This window comes from Paenibacillus psychroresistens, from assembly GCF_009728935.1.
Lineage (GTDB): Bacteria > Bacillota > Bacilli > Paenibacillales > NBRC-103111 > Paenibacillus_AC > Paenibacillus_AC psychroresistens.
In genome coordinates this window covers 6,650,178-6,665,121 of the sequence record NZ_CP034235.1, presented here as the reverse complement: position 1 = coordinate 6,665,121, position 14,944 = coordinate 6,650,178, and the positions used below count along the sequence as shown (strand labels likewise).

13 protein-coding genes are annotated in these 14,944 nt (G+C 37.6%); 10 read left to right on the top strand and 3 right to left on the bottom strand.

The window, feature by feature from the left end; genetic code table 11:
* Window positions 1–15: 15 nt before the first annotated feature.
* Window positions 16–963, top strand: coding sequence for a TcaA NTF2-like domain-containing protein (locus EHS13_RS30095; protein ID WP_155703913.1), 948 nt, complete (start codon window positions 16–18; stop codon window positions 961–963).
* Between the two features lie 456 nt (window positions 964–1,419).
* On the opposite strand, the gene tnpC is transcribed toward EHS13_RS30095, so the two are convergent.
* The 3 genes from tnpC to tnpA all read right to left on the bottom strand — a co-directional run bounded on the left by tnpC (window position 1,420) and on the right by tnpA (window position 3,754).
* A complete protein-coding gene (gene tnpC, locus EHS13_RS30090) occupies window positions 1,420–3,003 on the bottom strand; it encodes an IS66 family transposase (protein WP_155703912.1) in 1,584 nt (527 codons plus the stop codon).
* Window positions 3,004–3,080: 77 nt separating this feature from the next.
* Entirely contained in the window at window positions 3,081–3,434 is a 354-nt protein-coding gene (gene tnpB / locus EHS13_RS30085; protein ID WP_155698875.1) for an IS66 family insertion sequence element accessory protein TnpB, read from the bottom strand.
* Window positions 3,428–3,754, bottom strand: coding sequence for an IS66 family insertion sequence element accessory protein TnpA (gene tnpA, locus EHS13_RS30080; RefSeq protein ID WP_155698876.1), 327 nt, complete (start codon window positions 3,752–3,754; stop codon window positions 3,428–3,430). The genes tnpB and tnpA overlap by 7 nt, the downstream gene beginning before the upstream one ends.
* Before the next feature lie 130 nt (window positions 3,755–3,884).
* Between tnpA and EHS13_RS30075 the strand changes: the two genes are divergently transcribed.
* The 9 genes from EHS13_RS30075 (at window position 3,885) to EHS13_RS30035 (ending at window position 14,907) form a co-directional block, all read left to right on the top strand.
* Window positions 3,885–5,051 (top strand): stalk domain-containing protein, encoded by a 1,167-nt coding sequence (locus EHS13_RS30075; protein ID WP_162463321.1) that lies wholly within the window; start codon window positions 3,885–3,887, stop codon window positions 5,049–5,051.
* A gap of 383 nt (window positions 5,052–5,434) precedes the next feature.
* Window positions 5,435–7,396, top strand: coding sequence for a hypothetical protein (locus EHS13_RS30070; RefSeq protein WP_155703910.1), 1,962 nt, complete (start codon window positions 5,435–5,437; stop codon window positions 7,394–7,396).
* 38 nt (window positions 7,397–7,434) lie between these two features.
* Window positions 7,435–7,800 carry a hypothetical protein gene (locus EHS13_RS30065; RefSeq protein ID WP_155703909.1) on the top strand — a complete coding sequence of 122 codons (366 nt, stop codon included), beginning with the start codon at window positions 7,435–7,437 and terminating at the stop codon, window positions 7,798–7,800.
* The gene (locus EHS13_RS30060; RefSeq protein WP_155703908.1) at window positions 7,793–8,371 is read left to right on the top strand and encodes a hypothetical protein; all 579 of its coding nucleotides are present in this window, start codon (window positions 7,793–7,795) and stop codon (window positions 8,369–8,371) included. Before EHS13_RS30065 ends, EHS13_RS30060 begins: the two co-directional genes overlap by 8 nt.
* A gap of 220 nt (window positions 8,372–8,591) precedes the next feature.
* On the top strand, window positions 8,592–9,656 hold the full coding sequence (locus tag EHS13_RS30055) for an SAF domain-containing protein (RefSeq protein ID WP_162463320.1): 1,065 nt from the start codon (window positions 8,592–8,594) through the stop codon (window positions 9,654–9,656).
* On the top strand, window positions 9,656–10,228 hold the full coding sequence (locus tag EHS13_RS30050) for a hypothetical protein (RefSeq protein WP_155703906.1): 573 nt from the start codon (window positions 9,656–9,658) through the stop codon (window positions 10,226–10,228). The genes EHS13_RS30055 and EHS13_RS30050 overlap by 1 nt, the downstream gene beginning before the upstream one ends.
* Window positions 10,225–11,013, top strand: coding sequence for a CpaE/TadZ family protein (locus EHS13_RS30045; RefSeq protein ID WP_155703905.1), 789 nt, complete (start codon window positions 10,225–10,227; stop codon window positions 11,011–11,013). Before EHS13_RS30050 ends, EHS13_RS30045 begins: the two co-directional genes overlap by 4 nt.
* A 51-nt stretch (window positions 11,014–11,064) precedes the next feature.
* On the top strand, window positions 11,065–12,894 hold the full coding sequence (locus EHS13_RS30040; RefSeq protein WP_155703904.1) for a hypothetical protein: 1,830 nt from the start codon (window positions 11,065–11,067) through the stop codon (window positions 12,892–12,894).
* An 18-nt stretch (window positions 12,895–12,912) separates the two neighbouring features.
* Complete coding sequence (locus EHS13_RS30035) at window positions 12,913–14,907, top strand: hypothetical protein (protein ID WP_155703903.1); 1,995 nt, start codon at window positions 12,913–12,915, stop codon at window positions 14,905–14,907.
* The last annotated feature ends 37 nt before the right edge of the window (window positions 14,908–14,944 follow it).

Here is a 14,944-nt window from a genome sequence, read left to right as displayed (position 1 = left end):
GTGAGGGATGATTAAATGAAGTTTTATCTAATACTATTAGCTTTAATGTTTATACTAACATCATGTAGTAATAATGATCCAGCAAATAACGAAAAGCCAAGTCCTTCAGTTGTTAATGGATCATCTAAGAATGAAATTGCAACTAATGCGCCTTTAGATATTGACAAATTAGGCGGGGCAAAGGCAGATGATTTTTTTATTAGTGAGCTTGTTGCAAACTATGAGAATTTATTAATACAGGCTATAAATAACAATGAGTTTACAGCAATAGAGAATCTTTTAATAGTAAATAGTCCTTTATATAATTCACAGAAAAAGCTGGTAAAAGATTTATATGCTAAAAGGGTGCAAGAGAAAATGGTTGATTTTTCAATAGAAAAAATAGAAAGCTTAGAAAAAGAAGGGACATACAACGTATATGTTAATGAAAGAATTGCAATCAAGTATCCGGATAAACAAGATTTTGAAACGAAAGAGTTTAATTGGATATATAAGGTAGTCGAAAGTGATGGGAAGCTCGGATTAAGTGATATAGAAAAATGGGTTAGAGAGACAACTCCAATAGAAATCGGAAATGGACCAATTATCTACAAAAATGAAAAAATAGGCTTTAAAATTAATATTCCGAAATCTTGGAAGGATAAATATGAAGTTAAAGAAACAGATGATACAGCAATCATTTATTATCAGCCAATTAATAAGAATATAGAAAAAGCGATATTGTTTGAAATCGATATTTGGGGAACTGAAGCTGAATGGAATGATTGGTGGAATAACGGAGGTGAATCACAAGCGGTTCCATTTAGAAAATTAGGCATCGTTAAAGGTCATATAGTTACTTCAACTGGACCTTCAGAAGCAATATATCAAGGAAGAGCTGAAGCCAAGGAAGATTCTGAACAATATGATAAATTATTGTTAGATATAAAAAATATTTTAGATTCTTTTAGAGTTCTGAAATAAAATAACGATAGCTTCAGGTTGTCAAACTGAAAATGAAACAAAAATTGATTTTACTGCAGCCTCCACACAAGTCAAAGAGGATAACTCCCTAGTTTCTTCATCAAAACCTAATTTAGATATAATTGAAACTGTTTTCGTACTAGACAATCACCAATTGAGTTTGCAAATATGCTAGCAGAAAATGGGGATGTAGATTATATATATAAAACACATGATGTTGAGGATAATATATTAGAGGATGAATATTATACCATGCTAGATGAGTTTAAAAATTCAATATTAAAAACATTTAAATTTATCAATTTATAGGAAGATCTTTATAGGGCAAAGTGGAATAGAAGAGAGAAGAGAGTCCCTGAATTCAAGAGTTGGAGGGTTACAAAATATATAAAAATCAGTCTATTTTATAGTAAGCGTAAAACAGCCCCCACCTTGCACAAGTACAAAGGACGGGGACTAAGTGGTTTTCTTATTGAATACACGACAGGTCAGAGGCAAAGTCTGTGACCAGGGCAATAGCATATCTAAAGCTTTCGTGTCTTTTGGGTCTTCTAAATTGGGGAGTTTCTCAAATAGATAAGTCAGGTAGATCATTGGATTTAATCCATTCTCTTTAGCCGTTTCGATCATACTATAGATCATGGCACTTGCCTTTGCACCGCGAGGCGTATTGCTGAACATCCAGTTTTTTCGACCGATGACAAAGGGCTTAATCGAGCGTTCGCTTCGGTTGTTATCGATCTCTAAGCGACCTTCATTCATGAAAGTCTCGAGCTTCTCCCATTGGTTTTGGCAATAAATAATTGCCTCCCCGAGTTTACTCTTGGGTAAAACGCGAGATCGCTGTGTACGAAGCCATGCTGAAAAAGCATCCAGAATCGGGCGACTACGCGCCATTCGAATGGTTGTACGCTCTTCAGGTGTAGAATCCTTAATCTCTCGCTCAATAGCGAAGAGACGGTTGCAGAAATCTAAACCTTCACTGGCAGTTACAGGAGTGGATCGTTTAGGATCCGGTAATGCCTGCAGGGCCTCATCAAATTTGCGACGGGCGTGAGCCCAGCAACCGACTAAGGTCACATTCATTATCTTGTGGTATCCCGAGTAACCGTCAACATGCAGGTAACCTTTGAAACCCGTTAAAAACTTGCGCGGGTGTTCCCCTGCTCGTGTTGGCTGGTACTCATAGATAATGATTGGCGGACCTTCGCGCCCGGTACGATAAAGCCAAAGATAAGACTGGCTCTCTGCAGATCGACCTGGTTCTCGCAGCACCTGCAAGGTCGTCTCATCTGCATGTAGAATGTCCTTTTGAAGCAGATGCTCGTGCATGCGTTCAACCAGCAATCGCAACCAAGTATCTGCACCATGGATCATCCAATTGGCTAACGTCTGACGGGACAAGGCTACGCCAAGTCGTGCAAACTGCTGCTCCTGACGGTAAAGGGGCATGCTTTCTACATATTTTTGGCTCATGATGTAAGCCATCATCGAGGAAGAGACTAGGCTTCCCGGATAAACCGGACGTGGCATTGGTGCTGTAACCACAGGTGTCGTGGTCGCCTCGACCTCACAGCGACGGCAAGCATAAACGAAACGCACATGCTTCACGAGCTTAACTTCAGCAGGAATAAGCTTCAGTTCTTGGCGCGTTTCAGTGCTCATTTCATGCAACTTTCCACCGCAGCATGAACAAGTTTGTTCTTCTTCGGACAAGCGGTACTCGATCGTCTCTACAGGTAAATTCTCAACCATGGCCTCTCGTTGTCCGCTTTGTTTCTTGCGGCTGTAGGTAACGGATTCCAACGTTGGTTCTTCTGCAGCGGGATTGGCATCCGACTCGGCTTCGTTAAAGAGATCCAATTGATCCGGATGCGTTCGTTCACTTGATGCACCGAATTGTTTCTTCTGGCTGAGACGGAATTGCTCCTCGAACCAAGCCAGCTTCGCAGACAGTTCGGCGTTTTGTTTGGCCAGTTTTATATTTTGTTGTTGTAACTCTTCTATTGTAGGGTGGGACGTATCCGTTGTGGTTTCCATATCTAACTTTTTCGACCTAGCTCACCGTTTTCCTTTCAACAATTTTGTCAAAATCTCGAACTTCCTGTTCCTTGAAGTTAGATCACGGTGCGTTCGGTAACGGAAGGATGCGCTTGCTGTTGCTCAAGTGAAAGTCCATCCAAAAGCCAGCGCAATTCACGGTAACCGACGACTAAAGGAGTTGTATTCGAAGAAGGCCAACGAAATGTACCGCGTTCCAGCCGACGATAATAGAGCCAAAAGCCATTGTGATCCCAATGCAAAATTTTGAGTTTGTCTCGATTGCGATTACAGAATACGAAGAGGCTGGATGAGAAGGGATCCAACTCAAAGCCTTCTTTAACCAGCACGGTGAGTCCATCAATCGATTTGCGCAGATCTGTATTGCCGCAAGCGAGGTAAACACGTTCGATGCTCGAAGCATTTAGCATGAAGTTAATGTGCGTACAAGGTCACGAAGTAGATTGGCGTTAAAGTCTGCTGGAACCTCAATACTTGCAGAGCCAACTCGAACAACGAGGTTGCCCGTTATATCTACTTTTTGTTTGTTGCTAGCGAGAGTAACCGGCAGCCATTGCGTGGAAGAAGATGAGGAGCTTGGACGTACGGAAATATTCATTTTCTTGAGCCAGTACTTCAATTGATGCATACTTTGCGTATGCGTTTTGCACCATGCTGACATTGTAAGTCCACTGGATTTAAAGTCTGCTATTCTTGTTATCCAATCCTGAGTTCGTTGATTGCTATCCATAAGAGAACCTCCTTCATTAAATCTGAGGAAGATTATCTCATAGAAAAATTCATATTTTTAGGTGGGGAGTATTTTACGCTTACATTTTATAAATAACTTAAATAAAACAAACTTAGGAGAAATGAGAATTATGTTTAAGAGAACAATAGCAACAGTAATTACATCAGCACTTATACTAATATCTGGAGTAGTATCTCCTTCCGTATTTGCAGCAAAAGAATTACCAGCGTCAGTAAAAGGTCAAATCATGATTGCTGTTATTGTTAATGGCCAGAAGGTATTATTCCCAGATACTGAACCGTATTTGGACGCTAACAGCAGAACTCTAGTTCCTGTACGTTTTGTATCAGAAAGCCTAGGAGCAGAAGTAAAATGGGATGATAAAACTCGTACAGTTACTCTTAACTACAAAGGAAAGAAAATCGTTATGCCACTTAACTCTAAAGATGTATCGATTGATGGTACTAATATTACTTTAGATACCGCAGCTGTAATGACAGACGGTCGTACAATGGTTCCTTTACGCTTTGCATCGGAAGCAATGGATGCTGATGTTAAATGGGATGGAGATTCTCATTACGTAAAAGTTAGTGATAAAGCATTTCAGGCTAAAGTAGATTCAGGAGAAATCAAACTTGATCCTTGGGGTAGAATGTTAGCTCCAACGCCCCCTGCTGTAATTTCCAAAAATTGGAATGTCTTATCCGATATTCCATCTTATGTATATACGATTTCTACCCCTAAGGGAGGTAGTGGTATAAGCAATAAAAAGTTATTCGAAGAGGATTGGAAGGGATTAGATAAATCTATTTTTTCAGTAACTGAAAATCAGATTAGAGATTACTATCTTGCTGCCCTGAATGTAGATTATAGAACTATCGATGAAAACACATTTGTGAAGGCTATAGTAAAAGAAATGACTTTTCAGAATGATGATTCTAGCATTACAGAAGCTGCAATGAGATCCTATGTTAAATTCGTTAAAAAGAATCACATAGTAATTATCGGGTACGCCGATCCAGAGATGTATTTAACAAGGTATGAATCAGCAAAGGTCGTAGTTAGAACTCACTTTAAATTCAAAGTAGTTTCTTCAGATAATGTTACTGAGGCTCTATTAGATAGTTACGATCCATCGATCACGTCAGAAACATTTAAGGTAGATCTAGGTAAATGGTACGATGGTTATGCTGATGTACTATTTCATAGAACAGTAACTGACGGTCATGATTACTCAGGTATAGCCTATAATGAAAATATGTTTGTTACAGGTGCATATAAATACTCAGAACTATAAGAGAAAGAGAGCCATAAACAGTGAAAAAGATTATTCTGCCTACTAGATCAATAGTATACTGCTTGAGAGCACTAGTTAAAAAGTAATATTTTGGTGAAATTTATCATTTTATACAGTATACTTATGTTAAATTATGGATTACAAATAAAAGAGTAATTTCATAAGATGGAAATGAACGGGAGTTGTCCTTAGTCCGAACAACCTGCATTGCGAAATTAGAATATGTCATACTATTCATTATTTGCATATAAATTCTTTTATTTTGTCGAATTAACTTATATACCAGATGATTACAATGTGTTATTGTAAATGTATCTGATGGATTAATTTCCCACTAACAGATCTAGGAGCATACAAAAAAGATAAAAAGGGGGAAGCTTGGTATGATTTATGGAGCTTCATTGGGTCCATATGTTAAGAAAGCATTGCTGGATAAAGGCTTTCAAACAAATGTAAATAAGATTATCGAGAATCTTCCGTTAGATCCAGAGATTAGCAACATGGACGCTATCGTGCTAAGCCCTAAAGATATGAATGGGATATTGGGACGTATGCTGGAAGCAGCAATCCAAAAAAAACATGCATCCGTAAAAGTGTTATTTTTCTATCAAAAAGAAAAAGAAGCTGCATTAATTGACGGAGATGTTAAAAAAATAAAAATTGTAAAAGTAACTATAGAAGCCATAGGGGAGGGAATTAGCGAATTTTTTCAATTGAATCTAATTGGCGGAGATACAAGAGTATTCGAATCAAGTGACAATCGTATACATAATAATTCAGAGAGCTTGGTTGATGAACGGGATAATAGCGGTGATGAATTAATCTCGATACCTATTTTGGCATTAAAGATCGAGGAAGACATTCAAGCTGAACTTGCAATTACTGTATCGCCCGAAGAGATTCTAATAGATAAAAAGCCTATCGAGCAAAGAGTGATGGAAATGGGGCAATTTGCAGATTTCGCTTTTTTTAAACAATCCTTGGAAAAGGATGAAATCTTCAAAGATCTCATGCAAGAGAGTACACAGTACTCGGGCTTAGTAAACTTACTGGAAGTAATGGATATCAGAATAGCCCATATCTTTAAGGACACATCCTTGACCGCTGAATTAAAATTTGAAGAAATTAAACAAATTGGTATAGATCGCTCTGCCTATCAAGGACTATTAAGCCACATTGTTGCAGAGAAAGTCATTTCCATTATGGTCGCAATCGTTAAATCTGCAGAAGCAACAGTAGACGCTCGTATAGACAATGTTAGAAAAGCATTAGATACCATTACAACAGTGAAATTGGTGTACGAAGACCAAGGAAAGCTGCAAGCATTAATAGAGTCAAGATTAAGTATTCAGATGGATCTTATGGAGCTTTCTAAAGAAATTATTGAAGTATATAAAGCTATGGACGAAAGTGTAAATGATCTGTTAGGTAATCTAGATGAAGATCTTCCGTCTAAGAATATTTATATCAACGAGATCATGAAACCACTTAAACCTTTATTTTCCTCACATAATGTCGCTGCAATAACCAGTAAATTAATTGGTGACCTGCAGAAGAATAGAATATCTCTCTCCATTATGGAGGATAAGGTCAAGAGTCTTGTGAATCTTGTTTTTAAGTTATGTGAAGAAGATGCAACTATTATTGAGTATCAACAAAAATTAATTAATCTGCTGCAGGCTCAACGAGTAGAGGATGTAGTAATTGTAGATAGTGTTATCAAAAATTCACTCCGCATTTTCGTGGGAGCATCAGATACTGGAAGAACGGCTACTTCAGTTACTTGGTCAGGAGTCCTATCGCGTAGACAGAATACTCTATTGCTTGATCTTACAAAAGATTCAAAGCTTGGACAATATGGATTGATACCTCTAAGCTTGGATGATTTTATGAAGGAACGAATAGAACGGCCTTTTCTATGCTTAGAAGGAAATCTCGATAATAATTTAGAAAAAATAGATGAAGTGGTGGCAGAATTAAAAACACGCCTGAATTATTATGCGCATATAAATGTCATTCTAGATGCGAGCCAAATTGATCTCTTGAATCAGCTGGCGCCTTCTGCATTGTCTGTACATTTTATTACGGATTGTACTCCTAGAGGGACAAGGCTGTTAAAACGCGCTGTAGAAGCATTTACGGAAGAGAATATCGCTATAAAAGTAATTCTAATCGATCCACCTGTTGAACCGATTCGCTTACTTTCCGATTTAAGTATAGATCCGCTTATTGCCAAATTAATTATTATCCCTCGATTGCAGTATATTCGGGTATGTTCGCTGACTAATGCCAAACCTTATGAAAGTAAAGAAATTGTTGAGATATTCGAGGAAGCCTTCAGATAATAGAATTTCATTGAATGAAAAGGATAGGATAGTGGAATATGATCAAGACATATGCGTGGACTCTGTTTTTCGTTATCCTTTTAGCCGGAGTTTATGTGTGGAATCATTCAAATACAGGCTTAGATCCGGTTATAAAAAGTATTATTAAAAACTATCAAGGTATAGATGGAAGGATTCAAGATGATTCAATGGGTTCATTAGGTTTGAAAACCATAGATGATATTGGATTCAGAAAAAAAGAATCTATTTTAGAGGTATGGTACGGGAAGCAAATATTTAAAGCAAATATTAAGAATAAAGAGGTAATGGAAGCATTAATAAAGTTAGATTTAACAGTCGCTTTCGACCCTTTAGGAAATGTACTTCTAATGTACAAAGGGGAAGTGGTGAAGGAATATGAATAAACGAATAATGCTAGCTATTCTGCTGATATTATTTGCAACGGTCATTATCTATTTGCTGCCATCTAAAGCCTCGGAGAACGAACCAGTCCTTAAGGGTATTGTTATAAAAGAAGTAGAAGCAAAGGGGGAGCATTATATAAAATACGTTTTGGGTGATACCGTTTATTTGGAAGATATGAATACCCAAATAAGCACACCTTTAAGTAAAGCAACTGGCAAGGTAAACCCAAGGTTATTAAGGATGACTGGACATGCTGTTACTTCGTACACCAACATCTTCGATACTAACTTGATAGATCCTGTAAGCTTGAAGAATGGTATAGAGCATTCTATCCCATACACGTATAACTCAGCAATGGATAAGAGTTTTAACTATTTGGAGACTTTGGTTTCGGACGGATGGAAAATAGTCGGAGATTATAGTGATAATACTTATATTGATTATTACATAAAGAAAAATAATATTGTTTCCAGAGTAATCATTCTGGAAGATAGTATGAAAGTATTTTATGGAATTAAAAGCGAACTGCCGGATCCTATGAATTATATCAAAGATTTTAAGGGTGAATAATAGTTCATCCTTCTATCCTTATGTGAAAAAAATGTAGAATTGTAAAAATATCATAAATTTACTTATTCGCCATATTTCGACAACATTTTACAAAATTTCATGTTATACTGCGTAAATCATTTAAATTTCAATTATTACCAAAAATTAGCTTTTAATATGAGCCAAATGTACTGTGTGAATTGTTATTAAAGATTGTAATACATAAATGGGAGATGTTTACGTGAATATAGAATGGAACTTTAAGACCATTGCATTAATTGTTCTAGCTGCATTAGTACTGGTGGGTACGAATGTTGGTCAGTATTTTGTACTATGGGGACCCAAGCAGAAGGCAATAACAGTGAAGTACGATAATGAGGTAGCTGTTCTACAAGCAACAATTGACAAAGTGGGACCTTTGGTGGGGATATGGACAATTAAGGATGGAATAGAAGGAATCTCTCCTGGTAAGAAAGTTGAAGAGTCTGATCTGACCGTTAAAGAAATTCCAGAATCTTTTATAACTCAAAGCTTTATTCTAGATCCTGAGTCGATAATTGGAAAGTATTATAGAGTCGGTATATCAGCTGGAACACCTTTAAGCAACGATTTGGTTATGGTTGATCCAATGGATGACACTACAAGAGAGTTTGACGTTGTTTCAAGTGTAATGCCTATTGGATTGAAAATTGGAGATTATGTAGATTATAGAATTGTTTATCCTTTAGGGGAGGATTTTATAGTTCTGCCGCATAAAAGAGTAGAAGCCATTAATGATAAAACGATAAAAATAAAATTAAAAGAAGATGAAATTCATTACTATCAAGCATCCTTAATTGATTATTTCTTGCAATCAGATGAAGGGGCTACCTTGTATTTAAGCAAATACGTGGAGCCAGGGATCCAGAAAGCGGCAATTCCTTATTACGCAGTACCCAAGAATATATTGGCTATAATGATTGCTGATCCTAATATAATCAAGAAGGTAAATGCTGCAATAAATGGTACCACTAGAACAATTATAGATTCAGGTGTTTCCAACGTTTCTCCGGAAGATGGAGCCGTTATTGCAGCTGGTCGTGATGAAATTGCGGGTAAAATAGATGGCGGGTCAAGCCAACTAAAGAGCGAGGAGCAGGCTAATAAAGATGCTATAGCTAAAGAAAATGCTGCATTGCCAGTGCCAACTCCAGTACCAACACAAGCGCCACCAGCTTCATCGGAACCATTGAACAAATCAACGGATAAGATTGAAACCTTACCTACGCCTCCAACCTTAAATATTGGGAAAGGTGTTGTCGAATAATGTTGATTGGAGTCTATGGTTTTACTGATAAACGTCCTGTCATATATGCACTACTGAAGCTATTGCAAGCTACTGGGGATGTAGCGCTATTCAGTAATAATCGTCATTATAAGAGATTATTGGAGAATGGTGAATCACAAGGGCATATGGCAAACATACTGATTTCCGTATCTGATGCTTCTCCAGATGAGATATTTGAACAAGTGGGATATACCGTTGATGACTTTGAACATATTATTTTTGATATGCAGGATACCATTCCTGACAACTTATCATTAGTTTTTTATGTAAAGAGCTTTAGCCCAAATGAGGATGAGCAGTCATTTTTAGAGATTCTGGGTGCTTATACAACAATTAAAATGACTTATGACGGTAAGCGGGAGAAAGAGGCTATTAATGTTCTACCTATATCTCAGCTCTGGAGAAGTATTGAGGAAATAGAAACGTACCATATATTATCTCCAATGCCTTCAGTTAATTTGAATAAAGGTTTAGCTGCAATGTTAGCTCCTAAATTGAATATTAAATTAAAAACAGCAATGACTATTCTAACTAGGAGATGGAATAAATGAGAATATCCATTATCTCTCCTGACCGTAGACAAGGCGGTACAACGATCAGTGTGCTTCTTGCATTAGCATTAGCTCAAACACAGAATTTGACTACTTGCTTAACTTATACAGGGAATAATAACAACTCAATTGAAAGCTTTCTTGGACTGAAGCAAATGGAAGACAAGACAAGAAGCCTCACTCAGGTAATTAAATTATTAGAAGCACATGCAATATCAGGTGATGAGATCTTGGATTATTGTACTCAGATTCCAGGAGTACCTAACCTGCAAATTATGGACACAGCATCAGACACCATTTCGGATGCGGATAATACCAAGCTTTTAAAATTTGTAATTGAGAATTTAAACCATCAAATCGTGATTACAGATATAGCTACGGAAATATATGACGAGGTCACTAAATCTGTTTTGGACAATTCCGATCTGATCATCATGGTTCTTACTCAATCAAGAGATGTAGCGAATAAACTCAAGTATTGGGAATCGGCTGAAGTCATGAGTTATTTGAACAAAAAAGGCTTGGTTTTTATCTTTAACCAATATGATCCTTATGTTGAAGCATTCAGGGACACGACGAAAAGAATGAATATCAGGCATAGACGTTGTGCAAAAATCAGCTATAACGCATTTATTAAACGTACAAGTAATATGGGTAAATTGCAGACTATTCTACCCTTTATTATGGATAAGGATCCGCGTGTTATCGAATTGCATAACGATTTAAAGGAATGTCTTATGATCGTGTTAGCGAATCTGGGAAGGAAAATGATTTGGCCTCAGTAATAGAAAACGAATAATAGGCATAAAGGGAATAGCTGATGGGGGGAAGCAGATTTGAGCTTGAATACAATACTTATACTCATAACCTTCATAAGTATAGCGATAATAGTTGTGCTGCTTTATTTAAAGTCCAAAAGAGAAAGGCCTGACATTGAACAAGCTGACAAACTAACTATAGATAGATTATTGGATATTGTGAAATATAGCTTGGCTGATCTAGTAAAGGATGAGAATCTCTCCGGATTAGCGGATGAAGAATTTGAGTCCATGTACAAAAGAAAAGCGCGAATTCAGGATGCCATGCGGAATTGTGTTTATGGTATAGATTCAGCCAAGCTAATCGTACAAGATCTGATCCGAAGCATTGTCGCTGATTTATTAAAAACGGAGAAGGATATTCTAGATGTTTATGATTTTAAAGCGAGCAATCTGGATTCGCGAATTCAATTTGAAATATTAATGTATTACTACAAAAAGTCATTTGGTAAAGATGCGTTAGCTGAATTGATAAATGAGTATAAATTAGCTAGGGATCGCTATGAAATTGAAGACAAATCCCAAGCTTCTTATCTTGTTTTAGATGAAGATATAGATGTCATTTATAAAGAGAAAAATTATGAGCTGACATATCCTGTAATGTTGGATTTATTATCTATTATGATTTTTCAAAGATATAAAGGCTTTGGAGTTATTGATACACTTCGTGAGATGAATATCAATGGATTCAACTGTGGAACCTCGGGCTCGATATTAAGTGCTTTACTCAATAAAGATAAGAAAATTATGAAAGCACCAAGATCAGTTTGGTTATATTATAACGGCAAATACATCCACCTTAGATTTCTAACGTTTAATTCAGAAGAGGAATTAAGACGGGTTGTGCAGCTGTTGTGCCGCTATAACAATCCAGGTCCATTAACAGAGAAACGTGGGTTTCTGGTTAATACGATGTACGACAAATCTAGAGTGCTAGCGATGAGACCGCCGGCATCCGAATATTGGGCTGTATTTGTAAGAAAGTTTACGTTGAGCGATTCCTCTCTACCTGCACTTATAGATAAGCCTTATGTTAATAAAGCATACTTGGCAATTAATATGGTGATGTATCTCATGATGGGTCAAATTACGTGTGGATTTACTGGGCGTCAAGGTGCAGGCAAGACTGTTATGATGACCGCTGCTGTTAAATACATTGATCCAAGATATACGATACGTGTACTGGAAATGGCACCGGAAATGTATTTGCGAGAGCTATATCCAGAGAGAAATATATTGTCTGTTCAGGAAACCGAATATGTTTCAGCAGCAGAGCTGCAGGATGCATTGAAGAAATCAGATGCGGCAGTTTCGATTGTAGGCGAGGTTGCTACTGATCCTATTGCGGCTCGAATGATCCAAATGGGGCAGGTTGCTTCCATATTTACTATCTTCTCACATCATGCTAATGTGGCTGAGCAATTGGTCTATGCCATCCGTAACTCACTAGTAAATGCCGGCGGGTTTTCAGGGAATATGATTACCGCGGAACAACAGGTTATTGATGTAATTCGAGTGGATATCCATCTTAACTATACGACTAGTGGTCGCAGGTATATAGAACGTATATCTGAAATTGTCAGGCTGGATGTCAGCGTGCCCTACCCTGAATATGATATGAAGAACCCGCTTCACTCTATGAATGAGATTACCAAGGAATACTATACTCGTCAGACAGATCGCAAGACTTTTACAACTAGAGATATATTAAGGTATAACCTCGAAACGGATACCTATGAAACCATGGAATGGTTTACCGCAGATTTGACTCAGAAAATGCTCGATGTAATGCCGTTGGATAAAGTAAAAGATTTCAAAAAATTTATTCTGGATAATTGGAACTTGTAAGAAATGGGGTGAATAATAGTGATTTTCTTAATTATAGCGATCATTCTTACAGCTTGCTTTGGCGTTACCATGGTTGTTATGTCAGATCGTAAGAAAGCAGCCTCCAGAAAAGGCGCTTACAATAAGAAGAAGGGCATAATATCTTTATCCACATATCTCAGGCTAAGTAAGTTCTTAGATGAATTCTTCTTAACACGAGGTGGTTACAGAAAGGTCAGGACTAGAGTAGCTGAACTATCCGTTTATACAAGTCAGGAAATCCAAGTATATGCAGTAAGGGTTTATGCGATCGCCACTTTTTCTTCTGTGGGATTGGTAATACTAGGCGCACTCATATTTAAAGATTTGTTCTCGACATTACTAGTCTTGATGTATGCCATTATTATGAATACTGTTCTGGTTAGTAAGCAAATTGATAGTGTGCATTTCAAGCTGCTTAAGCAATTATCCATGGCGCTGTCTTCCTTAAGGCAGAATTACTTAAGATTAAACTCTATTCCTGAAGCAGTTGCGGAGTCGGATACAGGCTCAGAAATTCATCGAGCCTTTGAAGACATCTACTTTATTCTGACAGATATTGACGGGAAGAAGCGTTTGGATGAATTTTATGCGACTACACCCTTCAAGCTGTTATGCACATTAGCCGGTGTATGTTACATATTGAATAATTCAGGTGATACCAAGCTGCGAGATGGCTCTTCAAATTTTCTACAGGCAATGGGCATGATGGCAGACGAAGTGAATTTGGAGATCAGGCGGATCTCTCTACAAAAAGCGAGATTTGGTATGCTGGAATATTTGCCAGTAGCCCCCTTACTTGCCATTGGAGTTATCGAAGGTTTTTTTACATCGATTATCCCAGGTACATCCGTCATTTATAGCGGTGCGATTGGTTACATCTCGCGAACAGTAATTTTATTAGCATCCATTGTTGGGTATATCGTGATCGTGAAGGTGAATAGTGCAGTATCTGTTAAAAAGGATGATAGAAATGCTTTAATAATACGGCTGCTTAAGCGTAAGTGGTTCTCCGATATAGTGAAAGATATGATGCCCAAGAAACAATTTAAAAAAGCCAAAAAACAACGGATTATCAAAGGTGCGCTCAGCATGACCGATTTACGGCATATGTATGCCACCAAAATAATGTTCTCTTTATTGGCTTTCTGTATAACGATTACTTGTTTTTTCTTTGCTGTTAATTTAGGCAAGCAATTTGTATACAAGAATGTTAAAGAAGTGTCATTGGTTGGAGGAGAGAAGCTAACTGCCAAGGATGTAAAGATCAGAACAGAGATGGACAAGCTATATCTATCCATGCCAACTCTACCATCAGCCAATGAAACCAAAGAGTATGTTAAAGCTAAGCTTCCTAAATTGCCTGCATTTGACCAGGATGCCCAAATCAAGAGATTGCAAGAGAAATACACTAGCTATCATAATGCCTCCTTTAAATGGTGGATGATCGTAATAGCCTTCTTGGTAAGCATGGGTGCTACCAAGATTCCAGAAATAATGTTAAGAGGAAGAGCGTGGCTGTTAAAAACGGAAAGTGAAGAAGATGTGCTGCAGCTGCAGACCATTATTGCGATATTGATGAATACATCTACAGATACACTGGATACTTTATTCTGGCTAGAGCGGCAAAGCAGAGTACATAAGAATGCGATATTGGATGCTTATCACGAGTATCCGTCTAATCCAGAATTAGCGCTTAATCGCTTAAAGGCTAAAGCTGTCCTTCCGGGATTTAAACGACTAGTGGACAAGCTTATTCTAACGATACATCAAATAACTCTAGCAGAGGCCTTTAGTGATTTAGTTACAGAAAGAGATCATGTTATGCGGATAAGAGAGATCTCACAGAATACGACACTCAACAAGAAAAGATCGATGGTTAGTCCGTTAGCAATGGCGCCGCTTGTTCTGACAGCGATTCTATATATCCTTCTACCTCTTGGTATTCTAGGGTTCAAAGAATTTATGGCAGCTTTAGCTAATGTACAGCATTAAAGCAAGACATATAAAATACGGCTTGAAGGGGGTGAGA

Bases quoted from the DNA above. Each gene is read 5' to 3' on its own strand.
- EHS13_RS30095 (WP_155703913.1), top strand. From the start codon at position 16: ATGAAGTTTTATCTAATACTATTAGCTTTAATGTTTATACTAACATCA.
- tnpC (WP_155703912.1), bottom strand. From the start codon at position 3,003: ATGGAAACCACAACGGATACGTCCCACCCTACAATAGAAGAGTTACAA.
- tnpB (WP_155698875.1), bottom strand. From the start codon at position 3,434: ATGCTAAATGCTTCGAGCATCGAACGTGTTTACCTCGCTTGCGGCAAT.
- tnpA (WP_155698876.1), bottom strand. From the start codon at position 3,754: ATGGATAGCAATCAACGAACTCAGGATTGGATAACAAGAATAGCAGAC.
- EHS13_RS30075 (WP_162463321.1), top strand. From the start codon at position 3,885: ATGTTTAAGAGAACAATAGCAACAGTAATTACATCAGCACTTATACTA.
- EHS13_RS30070 (WP_155703910.1), top strand. From the start codon at position 5,435: ATGATTTATGGAGCTTCATTGGGTCCATATGTTAAGAAAGCATTGCTG.
- EHS13_RS30065 (WP_155703909.1), top strand. From the start codon at position 7,435: ATGATCAAGACATATGCGTGGACTCTGTTTTTCGTTATCCTTTTAGCC.
- EHS13_RS30060 (WP_155703908.1), top strand. From the start codon at position 7,793: ATGAATAAACGAATAATGCTAGCTATTCTGCTGATATTATTTGCAACG.
- EHS13_RS30050 (WP_155703906.1), top strand. From the start codon at position 9,656: ATGTTGATTGGAGTCTATGGTTTTACTGATAAACGTCCTGTCATATAT.
- EHS13_RS30045 (WP_155703905.1), top strand. From the start codon at position 10,225: ATGAGAATATCCATTATCTCTCCTGACCGTAGACAAGGCGGTACAACG.